14 protein-coding genes are annotated in these 13,849 nt (G+C 69.5%); 6 read left to right on the plus strand and 8 right to left on the minus strand.

The window, feature by feature from the left end; translation table 11 throughout:
- Positions 1–29: 29 nt before the first annotated feature.
- From ACFVBH_RS15485 to ACFVBH_RS15495, 3 genes are all read right to left on the minus strand, one after another.
- On the minus strand, positions 30–980 hold the full coding sequence (locus ACFVBH_RS15485) for a M56 family metallopeptidase (RefSeq protein ID WP_379002160.1): 951 nt from the start codon (positions 978–980) through the stop codon (positions 30–32).
- A complete protein-coding gene (locus ACFVBH_RS15490) occupies positions 977–1,342 on the minus strand; it encodes a BlaI/MecI/CopY family transcriptional regulator (RefSeq protein WP_379002161.1) in 366 nt (121 codons plus the stop codon). The genes ACFVBH_RS15485 and ACFVBH_RS15490 overlap by 4 nt, the downstream gene beginning before the upstream one ends.
- Before the next feature lie 215 nt (positions 1,343–1,557).
- Positions 1,558–1,920 (minus strand): metalloregulator ArsR/SmtB family transcription factor, encoded by a 363-nt coding sequence (locus ACFVBH_RS15495; RefSeq protein ID WP_354989790.1) that lies wholly within the window; start codon positions 1,918–1,920, stop codon positions 1,558–1,560.
- A 95-nt stretch (positions 1,921–2,015) separates the two neighbouring features.
- On the opposite strand from ACFVBH_RS15495, the gene ACFVBH_RS15500 reads away from it, so the two are divergent.
- Complete coding sequence (locus ACFVBH_RS15500) at positions 2,016–3,968, plus strand: heavy metal translocating P-type ATPase (RefSeq protein WP_379002162.1); 1,953 nt, start codon at positions 2,016–2,018, stop codon at positions 3,966–3,968.
- 42 nt (positions 3,969–4,010) lie between these two features.
- Here ACFVBH_RS15500 and ACFVBH_RS15505 read toward each other — a convergent pair whose 3' ends face one another.
- Positions 4,011–4,670, minus strand: coding sequence for an NAD-dependent epimerase/dehydratase family protein (locus ACFVBH_RS15505; protein WP_379002164.1), 660 nt, complete (start codon positions 4,668–4,670; stop codon positions 4,011–4,013).
- Between the two features lie 161 nt (positions 4,671–4,831).
- On the opposite strand from ACFVBH_RS15505, the gene ACFVBH_RS15510 reads away from it, so the two are divergent.
- Both ACFVBH_RS15510 and ACFVBH_RS15515 read left to right on the plus strand, forming a co-directional pair.
- On the plus strand, positions 4,832–6,442 hold the full coding sequence (locus tag ACFVBH_RS15510) for an FAD-binding oxidoreductase (protein ID WP_379002165.1): 1,611 nt from the start codon (positions 4,832–4,834) through the stop codon (positions 6,440–6,442).
- Entirely contained in the window at positions 6,439–7,062 is a 624-nt protein-coding gene (locus ACFVBH_RS15515; RefSeq protein ID WP_379002166.1) for a TetR/AcrR family transcriptional regulator, read from the plus strand. Before ACFVBH_RS15510 ends, ACFVBH_RS15515 begins: the two co-directional genes overlap by 4 nt.
- 30 nt (positions 7,063–7,092) lie before the next feature.
- Here ACFVBH_RS15515 and ACFVBH_RS15520 read toward each other — a convergent pair whose 3' ends face one another.
- Positions 7,093–7,452, minus strand: coding sequence for a hypothetical protein (locus ACFVBH_RS15520; protein WP_379002167.1), 360 nt, complete (start codon positions 7,450–7,452; stop codon positions 7,093–7,095).
- Positions 7,453–7,678: 226 nt separating this feature from the next.
- Here ACFVBH_RS15520 and ACFVBH_RS15525 point away from each other — a divergent pair, with 226 nt between their 5' ends.
- A complete protein-coding gene (locus tag ACFVBH_RS15525; RefSeq protein WP_379002169.1) occupies positions 7,679–7,912 on the plus strand; it encodes a DUF397 domain-containing protein in 234 nt (77 codons plus the stop codon).
- Here the strand turns inward: ACFVBH_RS15525 and ACFVBH_RS15530 are convergent.
- Together ACFVBH_RS15530 and ACFVBH_RS15535 are read right to left on the minus strand one after the other, a co-directional pair.
- Positions 7,899–8,756 carry an alpha/beta fold hydrolase gene (locus tag ACFVBH_RS15530; RefSeq protein ID WP_379002170.1) on the minus strand — a complete coding sequence of 286 codons (858 nt, stop codon included), beginning with the start codon at positions 8,754–8,756 and terminating at the stop codon, positions 7,899–7,901. The genes ACFVBH_RS15525 and ACFVBH_RS15530 overlap by 14 nt on opposite strands.
- 57 nt (positions 8,757–8,813) lie before the next feature.
- Positions 8,814–9,089 (minus strand): hypothetical protein, encoded by a 276-nt coding sequence (locus ACFVBH_RS15535; RefSeq protein ID WP_354989798.1) that lies wholly within the window; start codon positions 9,087–9,089, stop codon positions 8,814–8,816.
- 196 nt (positions 9,090–9,285) lie between these two features.
- Here ACFVBH_RS15535 and ACFVBH_RS15540 point away from each other — a divergent pair, with 196 nt between their 5' ends.
- Positions 9,286–10,224, plus strand: a complete 939-nt coding sequence (locus ACFVBH_RS15540; RefSeq protein WP_379002171.1) for an SGNH/GDSL hydrolase family protein — start codon at positions 9,286–9,288, stop codon at positions 10,222–10,224.
- Between the two features lie 102 nt (positions 10,225–10,326).
- Here ACFVBH_RS15540 and ACFVBH_RS15545 read toward each other — a convergent pair whose 3' ends face one another.
- Complete coding sequence (locus ACFVBH_RS15545; protein WP_379002173.1) at positions 10,327–11,388, minus strand: AraC family transcriptional regulator; 1,062 nt, start codon at positions 11,386–11,388, stop codon at positions 10,327–10,329.
- A 445-nt stretch (positions 11,389–11,833) separates the two neighbouring features.
- On the opposite strand from ACFVBH_RS15545, the gene ACFVBH_RS15550 reads away from it, so the two are divergent.
- Positions 11,834–13,816, plus strand: coding sequence for a CocE/NonD family hydrolase (locus ACFVBH_RS15550; RefSeq protein ID WP_379002174.1), 1,983 nt, complete (start codon positions 11,834–11,836; stop codon positions 13,814–13,816).
- The last annotated feature ends 33 nt before the right edge of the window (positions 13,817–13,849 follow it).

Raw genomic sequence — 13,849 nt, forward strand, 5'->3', positions numbered from 1 at the left:
TATGGAAGATAGTTTTTCGTGGCCGATTGTCAGGCCGCGATCAAGCCGACCAGCCCGGTGATCGATCCGACGGCGACGACCGCCGCGAGCGGGGCCAGCGACAGCGTCGCCACCAGCATGGCGGCGGCCGTGCACCGCGCGGCCGAGCGCGATTCCGGCGCCGCGGCAAGGCATTCCAGGCGGGTGGCCAGGTCGGCGTCGATCAGCCCGAGGCGACCGGCGGGCGCACCGGCGGCGTGCGCGGCGACGGTGCGCAGCGCGGTGTAGAGCGACTGCGGATCTGTCGAGTTCGCGGCGGTGCGATCGGCGGCGAGTTCGAGCAGGGTGGCCATGGCGGCCGGGGTCGCGGTGAACAGCGGCACCCACCCGAACGCCCGGGCCAGAATCTGGCACGCCCCCAGAATGTGGTGGTGGAACCCGCGCAGGTGCGCGTTCTCGTGCGCGAGTACGGCCCGCCACTGCGCGTCGGTCAGGCAGCGCGCCAGCCCGTCGGTGACCACGACGTAGCCGCCACGTCCGGCGACGCTGTACGCCAGCGGAATCGGATGGTCGAGCCGGACCAGCCGCGCGCCGGCGGGGTCCGCGCGGCCCAGTATCTCGATGAGTTCGGAGTGCCGGCGGCGCAGTGCCGCCTCCCGGCCGCGATGCCCGATTGCGATGCGCGCCAGCTGCCCGGTCGGCACGATCATGCCGATCAACACCACCGGCATGATGAGCCCCGCGGTCCAGGTGATCACCAGCGGCTCGAGCGCGGCCAGACTGCGCGCCAGCGCCTTCGCGGCCCGCTCCCCCGGCGGGTCCCCCTGCCAGGCCAGCGCGATCAGCACCAGCACGGCGCTGCCCATGACGGCCGCGATCGCGCCCAGCCAGGCCGCCATCCCGATGCGCGGGGCGGCGCTGAAGTCGATGCGGGCCAGCACGCGCGGCGCGGCCACCGCGAGTGCGAAACCCGCTGCCAGCAGGGCGGTTATCACGATCACGCGGTACTCCCGCCGCCGGATAGCCCGCGCCGCAACGCTTCCACCTCGCGGGCGCTCGCGGTGCGCGCCAAATGCAGCAGTACCGCCGGCGCGTCGGGACTCTCGTCGAGGATCTCGCGCAGCAGATCGGTGGTCGCCTCGGCCCGGGTCCGGCTGGGCCGGTATCGATACGACCGCCCCACCTTCTCCCGCCGCACCCAGCCCTTCTCCCACAGATGCGTCACCACGGTCAGCACGGTGGTGTAGGCGGGCACCCGCTCGTCGGTGCCGAGTCCCGCCACCAGGTCGTGCACGGACAGCGCGTCCGCGCTCTCCCACAGCACCGCCATCACCTGGCTCTCCAGCGCACCCAGGCCCTTCATAACCCCAACCCCGTCCGATCCACGCCCGGCCGGGCGACCCTGCCCGGCCACTGCCCGCCAAACCTACTATCCGCCATAGTTTTCAGCCGGGGCTCGCGGAAAGTTCCCGGGCGCGGGGCCGATCCGGCCGAACGTGGGGGACGCGTCGGCCGAGCCTGCTGCCGAGATAGTGCGGGTCCAGGCGGAGCGCGCCGGCGAATACCCGAGGGAAGCGGTCAGCTCGCGTTTCCGGGCCGGTCGGACAGGCCCAGGCGCAGGTGTTCGCTGTGGTAGATCGCCTCGTCGAGCAGCTGCGCGACGTGATTGTCGTGCAGGCTGTAGATGATGCTGCGGCCCGCGCGGGTGCCGACGACCAGGCCGAGATTGCGCAGCAGGCGCAGCTGATGCGAGACCGCCGACTGCTCCATGCCGATCGCCTCGGCGAGTTCGGTCACCGGCAGCGGCCCGTGCCGCAGTTCGGTCAGGATCAGCAGCCGGCTGGGGGTGGCCAGGGCCTGGAGGGTGTTGGCGACATGGGCGGCCGCGGCGGCGTCAAGCCGCACCGGCGGGCGGTCGCGCCCTTCGACTCCATGTCCCATGACCGGAGAGCTTAGTGTGCCACAACACATGAATAGATCTTCATATTTTCTGTTATCGTGGCCGCGTTCCCGACCGTTCGTCCCGGAGGAGACCGGTGATCGCGCCGACCGTCGTACCGTCCGAGTTCGCCCCGTCCGACGCACCGGTGCGTCGCACCCGGCCGTTCGACCTGACCGAAACCCGCTGGGCCGCAGCAGCCCTCGGGCTGTTCGTGATCGGGCTGGGCGCGCAGCTCGCCGGCGCGCCCGAGTGGATGTGGTGGGCGTGCTACCTGAGCTGCTACGCGGCGGGTGGCTGGGAACCCGGGCTGGCGGGGCTGCGCGCGCTGCGCGAACGGACACTGGACGTAGATCTGCTGATGGTGGTCGCCGCGCTCGGCGCGGCGGCGATCGGCCAGGTCACCGACGGCGCGCTGCTGATCGTCATCTTCGCGACCTCGGGTGCGCTGGAGGCGTTCGCCACGGCGCGCACCGAGGATTCGGTGCGGGGGCTGCTCGATCTCGCGCCGGACACCGCGACCCGGCTGGATCCCTCGGGCGCGGAACGGGTGGTGCGGGCGGCCGACCTCGTGGTGGGCGACGTGCTGCTGGTCCGCCCGGGAGAGCGAATTCCGGCCGACGGCACCGTGATCGGGGGCGGCAGCGAGGTCGATCAGGCCACCATCACCGGGGAGTCGATGCCGGTACCGAAGACCGCGGGCGACGAGGTCTTCGCCGGGACGCTCAACGGCACCGGCGCGTTGCGGGTGCGCGTGGATCGGCGGGCCGCGGAGTGGGTGGTGGCGCGGATCGCCACCCTGGTCCAGGACGCGGGCCGCACCAAGGCCCGCACGCAACTGTTCATCGAGAAGGTCGAGCAGCGGTATTCCCTCGGCATGGTCGCGGCCACGCTCCTGCTGTTCGCGATACCGCTGATCTGCGGCGACACCCTGCAGCGCGCGCTGCTGCGGGCGATGACCTTCATGATCGTGGCCTCACCGTGCGCGGTAGTGCTCGCGACCATGCCGCCACTGCTGGCCGCGATGGCCAATGCCGGGCGGCACGGTGTGCTGGTCAAATCCGCGGTGGTCATGGAACAGCTGGGCGCTGTCTCGCGGATCGCGTTCGACAAGACGGGAACCCTGACCCGCGGGACGCCGGAACTCGCCGAAATCCACCGTCTGGAAACACGATTCGACGAAGACGAGCTGCTGCGCCTGGCAGCGGCCGCCGAACGGCCGAGTGAACATCCACTCGCCGCCGCGATAATCCGCGCCGCCGATGCGCGAAAACTGCCGGTGCCCATCGCCGATGACTTCCTCGCCACACCCGGGCAGGGTGTGTCCGCGCTGGTGGAAGGCCATCGCGTCGCGGTGACCGCGCCCGGCGCACCGCGGGTCGCCGAGGATTGCACGACGGAAACCATCCGGCGCCTCGAGGCCGGGGGCCGCACGGCCGTGATCGTCACCCGGGACGGCACTCCCGTCGGCGTGCTGGCCCTGACCGACCGGGTCCGCCCCGAAGCGCGGCGCACGGTCGCCGCGGCGCGGCGGTTGACCGCTGCCGACCCGATCCTGTTGACCGGCGACAACCACCGCGCCGCAACGCTGCTCGCGGGCGCGGTGGGCATCACCGACGTCCGCGCGAACCTGCTGCCCGCGGACAAGGCCGCCGCGATCCACGCCCTGCAAGCCGGTGGCGAGCGCGTTGCCATGGTCGGCGACGGCATCAATGACGCACCCGCGCTCGCCACGGCGACCGTCGGCATAGCCATGAACAGCCCCGCGGCAGACCTCACGCTGCACACCGCGGACGCGATTCTGATTCACGAGGACCTCACCGCGGTCCCGGCTGTCATCGCCCTGTCCCGCCGTGCACGGCGCGTCGTCATCGCCAACCTGACGATCGCCGCCACCTGCATTGCCGCCCTTGTCATCTGGGACCTGGCCGGGACGCTCCCGCTTCCGCTGGGGGTGGCAGGTCACGAAGGCTCCACACTGCTGGTGGCACTCAACGGTCTGCGCCTGCTCCGGGATTCGGCCTGGCAGCGTGCGGCGGAGGAGCGGTGAGTTCGCCCCACATACGCACTGCCACGGCGCTCTACCCGAGCGTCAGGCGCGGGCGGTGATGTCGCGCGGTGTCAGCACGCGGATGTCCGAGCCGGATTCGGCGACGGAGATCATGGCGCGGCCGATCTCGCGATTGTCGTTGACGATGTTGGGGGCGAGGCGTTTGAGCACGGGGATGAGGGGACCGGTCACCGCGTAGGCGGCGCGGTACAGCGGGGTCTTGGAGATCACGCCGTCCTTCGGCTGGATGAAGCCGGGCCGGAACATGTACGCCCGGAACGGAAGTGCGAGCAGGTCGTTCTCGGTCTTGCCCTTGACCCGGGCCCACATCGTGCGGCCCTGTTCGGTGCTGTCGGTGCCCTGTCCGGAGACGTAGACGAACGTCATCTTCGGATTCGCGGCCGCCAGCGTGCGGGCGACCTGCATGGTGAGGTCGTAGGTGATGCGGCGGTACTCGTCTTCCTTCATGCCCACCGAGGAGACGCCGAGGCAGAAGAAGCACGCGTCGATTCCCGGCAGCTCGTCGGACAGCGCCGAGAGATCGGCCGGGTCGGGCTGGACCACCTCCCGCAGTTTCGGGTCGGTGAGCCCTGTCGAACCGCGCCCGATCGCGAGCACCTCCGTCACTCGCGCATCGCGCAGGCACTCCCGGAGCACCCCTTGGCCGACCATGCCCGTACCACCGAAAACGATGACCTTCATCCCTCGATCTTGCCCGAGCCCGGCCGCGGGAATCCGCGACCGCGCCGGGCCGGGCACGGGGGTCCGTGGCGTTTCACCGCCAGAAGGCACGATCCCTTGTAATTGAATTCACAGTAAATTACCTTGGGTTCAATTGCTGAGCGCGGTGAGAGGAGACGGCGATGACGCGGTCGTGGTGGGGCTGGGGAAACGTCGAGGACGCGGTGACCGGGGCCGAGCGGGCCGCACTCACCGAGCGGGTGAAGGCCATCGCCCCCGACGCCGACCTGTCGGTGCACGACGCTCCCGCGCTGTCCGAGCTGAAGGTGCCGGACTCGCGCATCGAGGCCCCGAAAGCACTGTCCGGCTTGGCTTCCCAGGACCTGTATGATCGCGTCGCGCACGGCCACGGGCAGGCGTTCCGGGATGTGGTGCGGGCGTTGCTCGGCCGCGTGGACAACGTGCCGGACCTCGTGGTGCGCCCGCGCACCGAACAGGATGTGGTCGACGTCCTGGACTGGTGCGCCGGCGACGGGATCGCGGTCATCCCGTTCGGCGGCGGCACGTCGGTGGTCGGCGGTGTGGAACCGCGCGGAACCGAGGACTACCCGGGTGTCGTCTCGCTGGATCTGGGCGGGCTGAACCGGATCCTGGAGATCGATCACGTGAGCCGCGCCGCCCGCATCCAGGCGGGGATGCTCGGTCCCGCGCTGGAGCAGGCCCTGCGCCCGGAGAATCTGACCCTGCGGCATTTCCCGCAGTCGTTCGAATTCTCCACGCTCGGTGGCTGGTTGGCGACGCGCGCGGGCGGGCACTTCGCGACGGTCTACACCCATATCGACGACATGGTCGAATCCATGCGGGTGGTGACGCCGGTGGGAATCAGCGAATCGCGCAGGCTGCCCGGGTCGGGCGCGGGACCCTCCCCCGATCGCATGTTCCTGGGGTCCGAAGGCATTCTGGGCGTGATCACCGAGGCGTGGATGCGCGTGCAGGTGCGACCGCGCTGGCGGTCGGGCGCGTCGGTGCTGTTCGATGACTACACCGCCGCCGTCACCGCGACCCGGGTGATCGCGCAGTCGGGCCTGTTCCCGGCGAACTGCCGCCTGCTCGATCCCATGGAGGCGTTCCTCAACGCCGGGACTCCCACCTCCGGCGGTGTGCTGGTGCTCGGCTTCGAATCCGCGGATCATCCGGTGGACGAGGCGATCTCGCACGCCCTGCGGATCTGCGGCGAGTACGGCGGCCGGGTACCCGACGGCGTGAGTTCCGCCGACTCCGAGCAGGATTCGGCGCGCACCGGCGCGGCGGACACCTGGCGCTCCTCGTTCCTGCGCATGCCGTATCAGCGCGACGCCCTCGCCGCCCAGTCGATGATCGTGGAGACCTTCGAAACCGCCTGCACCTGGGATCGTTTCGAGGAATTGCGCGCCGCCGTGCACGCCGCCGCCACCGGGACCTTCGATGCGCTCGGCATCACCGGCGTGGTGACCTGCCGCTTCACCCACGTCTACCCCGACGGCCCCGCCCCGTACTTCGGGATCTACGCGGCGGGCCACTGGGGCCGGACCGTGGAACAGTGGGACGAGATCAAAGCCGCTGTCTCCCAGGCACTGTCGGACTCCGGCGGCACCATCACCCACCACCACGCGGTGGGCCGCGATCACCGCCCGTGGTACGACAACCAGCGCCCGGAGCCCTTCGCGACCGCCCTGCGCGCCTCGAAGTCGGCCCTGGATCCCGCGGGGATCCTCAATCCCGGCGTGCTGATCGATCCCGCGCGCCGCCCGTGACCGGCGGCGAGACGGCCGCGAATCGGGCCGGGACCAAGGGCGTTCCGCGTGAGCAGCGCGAACAGCAGATCCTCGACATCGCGACCGCCGAGTTCGGCGATCGCGGCTACGCGAACGCCTCGCTGGCCGATATCGCCTCCGCCGCGGGGGTTTCCAAGCCGCTGATCTACACGTACTTCGGTTCCCGCGACGGCCTGCACGCCGCGTGCGTGCGGCGCGCGGGCGACGGCCTGGTCGCGGCGGTGGCCGCCGCCCAGGGGGTGCCGGGTGCGTCCGGTAGGGCGCTGGCCACCCTGTCCGGGATCTTCACCGCGCTGGACGGCCGCACCCAGAACTGGCGCGTGATCTACGACCAGACCCTGCCCCGCCCCAGCGCGGCGTTCGACCATGCTCGCGGCTACCAGGAGGCCCTGAACGGGATGGGCGCTTCGGGCGTGGACGAGGTCCTGGACGCGGCGGGCGTCTCCGCGCCCGAGGACCATTCGCTCCTGCTGGCCTGGTGGTTCAGCATCGTCTCGACCACGATCTCGTGGTGGCGCGAGCACCCCGGGTACACACCGGAACAGATGACCGAGCACTGCCTCCGGGTGTTCACCGCCATCCGGCAGCCGTCGCCCTAGCGTTCCACTCGACGGCGGTTCGCTCGCGCGTCAGGCGGTGTCCGCCGTCCCCTGTCCCGCGCTGTCCACCAGCCCGGTCGACCAGCGCGCGTAGGTGACGAACGGATTCACCGTGATGACATCCGCCACGCGGATCAGGCTGGCCGGAACGGCTTCCCCCGCGAAATGCGCCGCGCTGGGCACGAATACCGCCTCCGCCTCGATCCGCGCGATGGTCGCTTTCAACCCCGCCAGCGGGCGGTCGTTCGTACGCCCGTCCACCACAACCATTTTCGCGAAGTCGTACCCGAGCCGGCGGGCCCGGCTCCGGATCTGCTCTTCATCCCACGCCTGCTGCACGCGGGAAACGTCGCTCCGGATGTAACCCAGTGCTGTCGGTCGAAAATTCACGGCTTCTCCTCCGCTCCTGATCGCCTTGCTCGGAAAGCAACTCGGATCCGGAGACCGCTTATCCGGCTCCGAGCGCCTGTAACCAGCACACGCCTTCAGTAGTGCGGGGGTTTCCCGAATCGGGTGCACCAAACCAGCAACGGGAAATCGCCGGCACACCGCCCGGAAGGAATGGGGTGATGTATGCGAAGCGGGTGAGACCGCTCGCCCGGGGCGGGGAAACCACATGAATGAGACGGGATCGACCCTGCCGCGCCGACAACTCGGCCGCTATCTCTTCGAATGGCGAACTCGCACGGGAATGACCCGGACCAAAGCCGCCCAGCTACTCGACATGGGCGCGGGGGTGGTTGGGGTGCGGGACTCCAAGAACCCTGCGGGCGCGGCCCTCGTATTCGATTCCGGCGCTTGGGATCGATTCACGGCCGACGTTGCGAAGGGCTCGTTCAACCTGCCGTGAACCAGTCGAGGATCTCGGCGTTGACCGCGGCGGGCTGATCCACCTGGAGGAAGTGGCCCGCTTCCGCTATCAGCGCGTGCCGCGAGCCCGGCGGTAGATGATTCGTGAGCGCGGGGTCGACCGCGTCGAAGCTCAGGCAGCCGTCGGCCGCGCCGTGCAGGTAGAGGACCGGCACGGTACTCGCCGTGAGCGGTTGCGCCGCTGGGCGTCCCGGCCGTCGCGCGGGCGGGTTCAGCATCGAGCGGTAGTAGCCGAGTGCCGCCGCGACGTTCTCGGGAGCCCGTAGCGCGTCGAAGACCGGCCGCAAATCCTCGTCGTGGCCCGGCGACCAGTCCCGCCACAGCCCGGCGATGAAATCCGCGTTCAGCACCGACTCCGCCACGGGCGTCTGGAACAGGTAGATGTAGAACGACCGTTTGAGCTGTTCGTAGCTCAGCGAGCCCGCCCGCAGCGCGGCCGTCGGCGGCATGGACATGGCCACCGCGCGCCGCCAGCGTCCCGGCTCCGCGGCGATCGCGCCGTACACGGCGGGCGCGCCCCAATCGTGGCCGACCAGAACGGCATCGGCCCCACCGCCGAACGCTTCGTGCAGCGCGTTCGCGTCCGCCGCCAGCGCACCCGCCCGATAGACCCCGTCCGGGGCGACCGAGGTGGGTGCGTAGCCCCGCATGTAGGGCGCGACGACCCGGTATCCCGCCGCCCCCAGCTCTTTCGCCACATGCCGCCACGAATGCGGCGTGTCCGGGAACCCGTGCAGCAGCAGCGCGAGCGGCCCGGAATCCGGTCCCGCCGAGAGATATCCGAACTCCAGCCCGTTCGCCTCGATCATCGCGATCTCGTTCATATCCGCCACCGTATTCGCCCCGTTTCGCCGAATGGCGCTGTCGGGGTACGGGTTACCTCACAGCGCCCGGCCGAGTTTGACGGCGTCGCCCGCACCGGGGCGCACCATCCATACCCGCTCGGGGATAACCGTTCCCGCTTCGGTGCGATACGAATCGACTCGCAGAACGGACTCCCCCGCCGCACCGCCGAGTACTTCGGCGCGAACGACCGAGCCGTCGGAGAACAAAAGTTCGTAGTCGGCGGCCGGGCGGTCGGGCCGCAGTTCGAGACCGGCGAACAGGTGCGTGTATCCGACCTCGATGTGCGCGGGCGCTTCGTTGTCGTGAGTCATTTCCGCAGCCTAGGGCGTTGCACCGGGTTCATGACACGCCGACACCCGACCGGCCGCCGGGGCTTCACGATTCCTCGGCGCCCCCGGAATTGGGGGCACCGGGGGTATGTGAATCTTCACAAAATTGAAATGCGATCCTTTACCTTGCGAAGGTTGTCGGGCGACGGTTCGATCGCGAGTCTCGAAGGGTTTTCTCATGCGCTCTCTCATCACCGCCGCCGCGATGGTATTCGGATCGGCGGTATTGCTGAGCGGGCTCACCGCGCCGGCGGCGACTGCTGATACAGCGCCCGGGCAACCGGGGAAGTCCTTGGTCGTCATGGGCGATTCGAATACCGCCAACGCCACCTGGGCCACGATGCAGCCGCAGCCCGCGGGCGTGCCGTGCCAGCGCCTGGACACCTCGTGGCCGACGCAGCTGGCCCAGCGCATGGGGTTGTGGGACAGCAAAGACATCGAGGACGTGTCCTGCGTCGGGTCGTACATGTACCGGCACGGCGAGGACAACTTCTGGACCGCGCTGACCCAGGCCCGCCAGGCCGCCGCCTCCGGCGCGTTCGGCGACCGCACGAAAGCGGTGCTGATGCAGTTCGGCCTGAACGACGCCTGGGGCGAAAACCACAGGGCCCAGGACGCTTTGGCCCCCTGCCTGGTGAACGTGGTCCGCGGCTGCAGCACCGCGGACGCGGCGACCACCGCCTATCCCCCGACCCTGCTGACGGCCCAGCTCTACGTGGACAAGCTCCGCGACATCGTCACCTACATCCGCTACTACGCCCCGAACGCCCGCATAGTCCTGGTCGGCTACCAGGAGATGCACACCCCCGGCGACGACACGATCTGCATGTCGGTCCTCGGCGCCCCCGTGGCCCTCCCCCGCGCGAGCGCGGTGACCGACGTCTTCGACAGCGTCCAACAGGCTCCCCGCGCCGCCGCCACCGAACTGGGCATCGAGTACTTCGACTCCGCCGCCGCGACCGCCGGCCACGGCCTCTGCTCCCCCGACCCCTGGCTGAACGGGATCTTCACCCCCGGCCCCGACTTCTTCGGCCAGCCCGGCCACCCCACGGTCGAAGGCGACGCGGCCGTGTCCCGCGGCCTGCAGGAGTATTTGGCCGCCCCGGCTCCCCGCTGACCGCGCGCCGACACGACCGCCCGGCGGCTCGAACCCTGCCGGGCCGCGTTCGTGTCCCCAACGGGATCGAACGCAACGGCGCCGCGCCGACCGGCCGACCGCTCACCGCCCGCGCGGCACCGGCTGGACACGCACACCGGCTGTCGAACCGTGCTGCGCCCGAGCGGAATTGCGGATCTGCTGCGGTGTCGTACCGAACCAGCGGCGCACCACGCGGGTCAGCGCGGACTGCCCGCCCAGTCCGGCCAGCGCGGTGATCTGACTCATCGGGAGATCGGTCTCGCGGAGCAGGCGGTAAACGGTGTCGCGGCGGGTGATGTCGAGGACCTCGTTGAACGTGGTGCCCTCCGCGGCCAGCGCCCGCTGCAGGGTGCGCTCGTGCATGATCAGCGCACGGGCCACGGTGCCGATATCGGGTTTGGCCGTGGTGATGACCTGTTCGATCGCGATGCGCACCCGGGCGCTCATCGTGTGATCCAGGTCGGAGAAGTTCCTGGTCAGATAGTCGACGGACATGGTGCGCAGGGTTTGGTTGCTGCCCGCGATCGGGCGGGCGGGCAACTCCCGCGGAATCCGGAAGACGGTGTACTCCGATTCGAAAACCACCGGGGCCCCGAAGTATTCGACATACAGCTGCTCGGGTGCGAGCGGCGCGTGCGGCAGGTGGATCGAGAGCAGCCCGTAGTCCGCACCGGCCACCTGGGACAGGGCCTTGTGAATCGTGCCCGCGGACAGTCCGACGCCCTGCGCGAAACCCGTTGCGGCGGCTGTGTCCCGGTATTCGAGGCCGATGACCTCCGGCTGCCCCTCCGGATCTCCGATCAGGCGGATGGAAATGCCGCTGTTGTGGGTGAACACGAAGCGCGCGGCGAAGTCTAGTGCGGCGCCCACGGTTTCGGCATTGGCCACCGCCACCGCCAGCGGCCCCAGCACCGCCGTGTCCTGCCGCGCGGCCAGCCGGAGGCCGAAATCCGGGCAGCCCAATTCGGTGGCGGCGGCTTCCATAGCCCAGCCGATCGACTCCGCGGGGATGATCGCGGCATCGTCGGCGAGGGCGGCGGCGGAAATGCCGAAGCGGCCGAGCAGCGCGACGCCGTCACCGCCGAGTTCGTCGACCAATGCCGGATAGTCCCGCAGGCCGGCGGCACGTGCCGTGGTCACCATGTCTGGATCGCCTTTCCCACCGGGGCGGCCGGATACCTCCCCACAGCTACTCGCGAGTAAAGACGGTAATGCAGACGGCCGATCCGCCGCAATGTCCGGACGCCTTTTCCGCGCGCGAAGAAAGGATGCCGCTTCTCGCTCCGGGCAGAATGAAAAAATATTGTCGCCCTGAGGTAAATGGCCAGCCTGATCACCCTGACCAGGCCTTTCTTCGAGCATTCGGGGTGGATGCCGGTTGCCGCCGGGATGTGGCCCGCATTACAGTCCCTACCCGCCGGTAACTCGTAACCGGCCGATACGTCCGAACTCTGGAAAACATTTGTGTTTCGGATCGTCCGAATGAATGTGGAGCGATATGAAATCGAGGGTGGGGGCAAGATTGTTCGCCAGAAATGCGGGCGTGGTCGTTGTCGGCGTCGCCGTGGCGACCCTTTTCATCCGTCCGGTGGCAACCGCCGAGCCCGAATTCACCGGGATCGACGGCGGGAAGTACGCGGCAGCCTGGACCGCGGCGGTCGATGGGCCGCAGCCGTACGCGGAGATCATTCCGGACCTGGCGCAACCGGTCACCCTGAGCGACGGAACGGTGATCAAACTCGATGTCACCCGGCCCGGCAGCGGCGGGCGGGCGATCGACGCCAAGCTGCCGACGATCGTCGAGTTCGAGACCTACAGCAAGGTAGCGATCAACCTGGCATCGGTGCTGCTGCAGGTGCCGGGCGTGGACGACGTGCTGCTGCCCTGGATCGGATCCATCGGCGCGCCCGCCGGATCCGGGCTCGAGGGCCTCACCGATCTGAGTCAGCAGTTGCGCTCGGGGGCGCTGCAGACGTTCCTGCACAACTTCGACCTGGTCAAAGCCGGCTACAACATGGTGCACGTCGACATCCGCGGGACGGGGACGTCCCAGGGGAAGTGGCAGATGTTCGGCGATCAGGAGCGGCAGGACGCGGCCGAGGTCATCGACTGGATCACCGCGCAGCCCTGGAGCGACGGCAGCGTGGCGGTGAAGGGCACCTCCGCCACCGGCATCGCGGCCCTGCGCGCCGCCGACCGCGGCAACCCGGCCATCAAGGCCGTCTTCAGCTACATCGGCAGCGGCGACCTGGTGAACGACATCGTGGCCCCGGGCGGCGCGGTCGGTTTCGGCTTCGCGGCCTTCTGGCCGATGGTGGTGAACCTGGCCAAGTTCGCACCCGATGTGGAGTCGATCATCGCGGGCAGGTTCGATCCCGGGCAGCAGCTGAAGTGGTTGCAGGACAGGCTGGCCGACCCGTTGACCATGGTCGACGTCGTCGCCAACGCCTACACGGCGATGAACACCGGCCAGCTCACCGCCGGAACGCGTGATCTGATGGATCCGGATTCGGAGCTGCGCCGGGGGCTGAAGGCCGACAGCGCGAACGTCACCGCCCCGACCTTCATGGTCAGCGGCTGGTGGGATCTGTTCGGCAGCACGCCCACCGATACCTACCGGGCGCTGCCGCAGACCCCGGACCGCAAGAAGCTGGTCGTCGGCGAGGGCTTCCACGCGGGTGCGGGCGTCAAGGGCTTCGGCGATCCGGGCATGCCGCCGCGACTGGATGTGCTGCAGCGCGCGTGGTTCGACAGGTGGCTCAAGGGCATCGACAACGGCATCGACCGGTTCAGCCCGCTCACCCTGTTGCAGCAGGGCGGCGGATGGATCGCCTCGGATGCCCTGCCGTCCGCCGAAACCGGTTACCGCCGTATGTATTTGAACGATGAGAGTTCCGGGACCGCGAACTCGCTGTACGACGGCGGGCTGTCCGGCGAGCCCCGGCAGGGCGGCGTGCGCGATCTGACCGTAGCGCCCGGCGTGCTCGGGGTGTGCTCACGTGACACCGCGCGCATCCTGGCGGGCGTGCCCTCGATCGTCATGGCCTGCGGCGAGGATTCGCGCATCTGGGAGAACAACGGTCTCAGCTTCACCAGCGCGCCCGTCACCCGGCCGACGGTGATCTCCGGTCCCGTCAGCGCACACCTCAACACCGTGCTCGATCAGCCGGACGGGTACTGGGTCGTCACCGTGAACGACGTGTCGCCCGACGGCCGCTCGCGCGAGCTCACCTCGGGCCAGCTGGTGGCCTCACTGCGCCAGATCGACGAATCCCGCAGTACGAGAACGGCCGACGGCGATTACACGCGGCCCGTGTATCACATCGACCTCGACCGGCGAGAGCTCGTGACGCCGGGCCTGCCGCTGGTGCTCGACATCGCGCTGGATCCCACCGAGGCGGTCCTGCAGCCCGGGCACCGGTTGCGCGTCGACGTGTACGCGAGCAACTTCCCGAAGGGCTTGCCGCCCATGCCGATTCTGGTGGACAGCAAGCTCGCCCCGCAGCATCTGCGCCTGGATCCGGACGCGCCCAGCTGGGTGAACATTCCACTGAGCGCGGAGATTTCGTAGCAGTCCGACAGAGCTTCCCGGCACCGCGCATCG

Source organism: Nocardia sp. NPDC057668, assembly GCF_042799795.1.
Lineage (GTDB): Bacteria > Actinomycetota > Actinomycetes > Mycobacteriales > Mycobacteriaceae > Nocardia.

What these genes read in the sequence shown, in the direction of transcription:
- ACFVBH_RS15545 (WP_379002173.1), bottom strand. Translation starts at nt 11,388, where the DNA reads ATGGTGACCACGGCACGTGCCGCCGGCCTGCGGGACTATCCGGCATTG.
- ACFVBH_RS15505 (WP_379002164.1), bottom strand. Translation starts at nt 4,670, where the DNA reads ATGAAGGTCATCGTTTTCGGTGGTACGGGCATGGTCGGCCAAGGGGTG.
- ACFVBH_RS15530 (WP_379002170.1), bottom strand. Translation starts at nt 8,756, where the DNA reads ATGAACGAGATCGCGATGATCGAGGCGAACGGGCTGGAGTTCGGATAT.
- ACFVBH_RS15510 (WP_379002165.1), top strand. Translation starts at nt 4,832, where the DNA reads ATGACGCGGTCGTGGTGGGGCTGGGGAAACGTCGAGGACGCGGTGACC.
- ACFVBH_RS15525 (WP_379002169.1), top strand. Translation starts at nt 7,679, where the DNA reads ATGAATGAGACGGGATCGACCCTGCCGCGCCGACAACTCGGCCGCTAT.
- ACFVBH_RS15535 (WP_354989798.1), bottom strand. Translation starts at nt 9,089, where the DNA reads ATGACTCACGACAACGAAGCGCCCGCGCACATCGAGGTCGGATACACG.
- ACFVBH_RS15495 (WP_354989790.1), bottom strand. Translation starts at nt 1,920, where the DNA reads ATGGGACATGGAGTCGAAGGGCGCGACCGCCCGCCGGTGCGGCTTGAC.
- ACFVBH_RS15490 (WP_379002161.1), bottom strand. Translation starts at nt 1,342, where the DNA reads ATGAAGGGCCTGGGTGCGCTGGAGAGCCAGGTGATGGCGGTGCTGTGG.
- ACFVBH_RS15540 (WP_379002171.1), top strand. Translation starts at nt 9,286, where the DNA reads ATGCGCTCTCTCATCACCGCCGCCGCGATGGTATTCGGATCGGCGGTA.